Genomic DNA, 3143 nt, shown 5'->3' with positions numbered 1-3143 from the left:
GGCCGGCTGCTCGGCCGCGCCGGCGGCGTCCCCGGGCGGCTGGCCGCGGGCAACGCCACCCGCAACCCCCGCCGGACGGCGGCCACCGCCACCGCCCTGGTCATCGGCGTCACGCTCACCACCGCCATGGTCGTCGGCGCCGCCTCGACCCGGGCCACCGCCGCGGCGGGGCTGGACGCCGCCTACCCCACCGACGTCGTCGTCCAGGGCTTCGGCGCCGACATGCCCGACGGGCTGGTCGGCCGGCTGACCGCCGTGGACGGCGTGCAGGCCGGGGTCGGCATCAGCTATGGCGAGGTCACCGGACCCGACGGGCAGACCTACGGCGCGGACGGGTTCGACGTCCCCGCCACCCTGCCGGTGCTGCGCTCGGCGGTCTCCGAGCAGCTGCCCGAGCTGGGCCAGGTCGTCCTGCCCCGCTACCTGGCCGACACCTGGGGCGTCGGCGACGGCGACCCGGTGCAGCTGTCCACCGACGGCCGGGCGCTGACCCTGACCACCGTGGTCGGCAGCGACGACGTGGGCTCCCCGCGGCTCACCGCCACCGAGCTGACCGCGCTGGTGCCCGACGCCGGGCTGGGGACGGTCTGGCTGCGGCTGGCCGACGACGCCGACACCGCGGCCGCCGTCGAGGCGGTCACCGACCTGGCCGGCACCGAGGTCCCGACCGCGTTCGTCACCGGCATCGCCAGCGAGCGGGCCGCCCTCGACGACGTGCTGGACACCCTGCTGCTCGTCGTGACCGGCCTGCTCGGCGTCGCGGTGCTCATCGCGCTGATCGGGGTGGGCAACACCCTGGCGCTGTCGGTGGTGGAGCGGCGGCAGGAGAGCGGGCTGCTGCGGGCGCTGGGGCTGACCCGCCGCCAGCTGCGCGGCCTGCTGGCCTGGGAGGCCGTGCTGGTCGCCGGGGTGGCCGCGGTGCTCGGCGTGCTGCTGGGCGGCGGCTACGGCGTGGTCGGCGCGGCGTCGGTGCTGGGGTCGCTGTCGGCCGCCGGCACGGTCATCGCGGTCCCGTGGCTGCAGGTGGCCGCGATCGTGGTGGTCGCCACCGCGGCGGGGCTGCTGGCCAGCGTGCTGCCCTCTCGGCGCGCGGCCCGCACGCCCCCGGTGGCCGCCATCGCCGGCTGACCCGGCCGCCCCGGCCCCGCCCCGGTATCGGAAGCTCTACCCCCTTCGCGCACCCCGCGGAGAGGGGTGGAGCTTCCGATACCCCCGTCTCCAGGGCTGCGTCAGGGGGCTGCGTCCGGGGTCGGACGGCGGGCGACGGCGCGGTCGGCGAGCTCGGCGCCCGCGCCCTCGTACAGCTGCAGGCCGATGTCGGCGCCGCCGGCGAGGATCTCGTCGAGGTCGTCGTCGAACTGGGTCACCGCGGCCACCGTGCCGCCGAACCCGTGCTCGCGCAGCCGGGTCAGCGTGGCCAGGTTGTTGTCGTGGGCCGGCATCGCCAGCAGCACCAGCTCCACGTGGTGCAGCTCGAGCTCCTCCCACAGCCGCGGGTCGGTGGCGTCGCCCTCGATGAGGTGGACGCCCGCGGCCTGCAGCCGGGCCACCCGGTCGGGGTCGGCCTCGATGCCGATCACCCGCAGCCCGTACTCCTCGCCCAGCCGCCGGTGCGCCGCCGACCCCACCCGGCCCATGCCGAGGACGACGGCCTGCGCGTCGCCGAGGTCCAGCGGCCGGTCGTCGGGGTGCAGCCGGTGGTCGGGGCGGTCGGGCAGGAATCGGCGCAGCGCGACCACCAGCCGATCGGGCCGGTCGCCGACCAGCGAGGGCAGCACGAAGGACGCCGCGACCGCCGCGGCCAGCGGGGTCGCCCACCCGGGGTCGAGCAGGTCGTCGGGCAGCGCCACCACCACGATCAGCCCGAACTCGGAGAAGTTGGTCAGCGCGGTGGCGGTGAACACCGCGGTGCGGCGGCGCAGCCGGGCCAGGTAGAAGAGCACGACGAACGCCAGGCCCTGCACCGGGAGCGCGAGCAGCAGCACCCCGGCGACCAGCAGCTCCGCCCCGGTGGGCAGCCCGGCGAGGCCGATGGAGACGAAGAAGCCGACCAGCAGCAGGTCCTTGATCCCGAACAGCGACCGGGCCAGCTCCGCCGACCGGGGCTGACCGGCCAGCAGCACGCCCAGCAGCAGCGCACCGAGGTCGCCCTTGACGCCGAGCGCCGAGAAGAGCGCGTAGCCGGGGACCAGGGCCAGCACGATCCCGTAGAGGGGCAGCAGCTCGTCGTGGCCCAGCCGGGCCAGCACCCCGCGCAGCAGCGGCGCGGCGGGGACCAGCAGCACCAGCAGCAGGGCCCAGGGGCTGGGCACCTTCCCCTCGGCCACGGCGAGGAAGACCACCGCGAGCAGGTCCTGCACCACCAGCACGCCGATGGCCAGCCGGCCGGTGAGCGTCTGGGTCGCCCCGCGCTCCTCGAGCACCTTGACGATGAACACGGTGCTGGAGAACGACAGCGCGAACCCGATGAGCAGCCAGGCCCGCGGCCCGCCGTCGGCGGCCAGCCCGACCCCGAGGACGGCGAGCAGCCCGAGCAGGCCGGCGGTGACCCCGGTGGACACCAGCGCGTGCACCGAGGAGGTCAGCCACACCTCCCGGCGCACCAGCGCGCGCAGGTCGACCTTGAGCCCGACGCCGAACAGCAGCACCGTGACGCCCAGGTCGGCCACCGTCGACAGCTCGGGCGGCGCCTGCACCCCCAGCGGGGCCAGCACGAAACCGGCGGCCAGGAAACCCAGCAGCGGCGGCAGCCGGACCATCCCGGCGAGCACCCCGCCCACGAGCACCGCCAGCAGGATGGCCGAGACGTCGTCCACTCCGGCCCCTCTCCCTCGGTCCCGGCATCCTCGCGCACCGCACGGCCTACCCACCGGTACGACGCCGTTCCGTGAGCAGTCGGGAACGTTGTGCGACATATGTCCAGGTCAGCGTGCAGGGGCCGTGGCCCCGTGGTGCCATGGAGGCTCGGGGACGGAGGACCACAGGCCATGACGGACGCCGACGACAGCACCCGCCAGCCCTGGCTGGACCCCGACGCCGACGTCTACGGCCGGCACGCCGACACCGGCGACGTCCCCCTGGTCGTGCCCGCCGAGGTCATCCCGCCCGCGCCACCGGTCCGCGTCGTCGCCCGCCGCCCGCGG

2 protein-coding genes are annotated in these 3143 nt (G+C 76.2%); one reads left to right on the top strand and one right to left on the bottom strand.

Annotated features, from left to right (window positions below):
* A partial coding sequence (locus tag NH342_RS22510) for an FtsX-like permease family protein (RefSeq protein WP_253018532.1) occupies positions 1–1128 on the top strand: 1128 nt, incomplete at its 5' end.
* A 101-nt stretch (positions 1129–1229) separates the two neighbouring features.
* Here the strand turns inward: NH342_RS22510 and NH342_RS22505 are convergent.
* A complete protein-coding gene (locus tag NH342_RS22505; RefSeq protein ID WP_253018530.1) occupies positions 1230–2816 on the bottom strand; it encodes a cation:proton antiporter family protein in 1587 nt (528 codons plus the stop codon).
* Between the last annotated feature and the right edge of the window lie 327 nt (positions 2817–3143).

This window comes from Klenkia sp. PcliD-1-E, from assembly GCF_024124375.1.
GTDB lineage: Bacteria > Actinomycetota > Actinomycetes > Mycobacteriales > Geodermatophilaceae > Klenkia.
The sequence above is the reverse complement of the archived record's forward strand: the minus strand, read 5'-3'. Positions and strand labels throughout refer to the sequence as shown.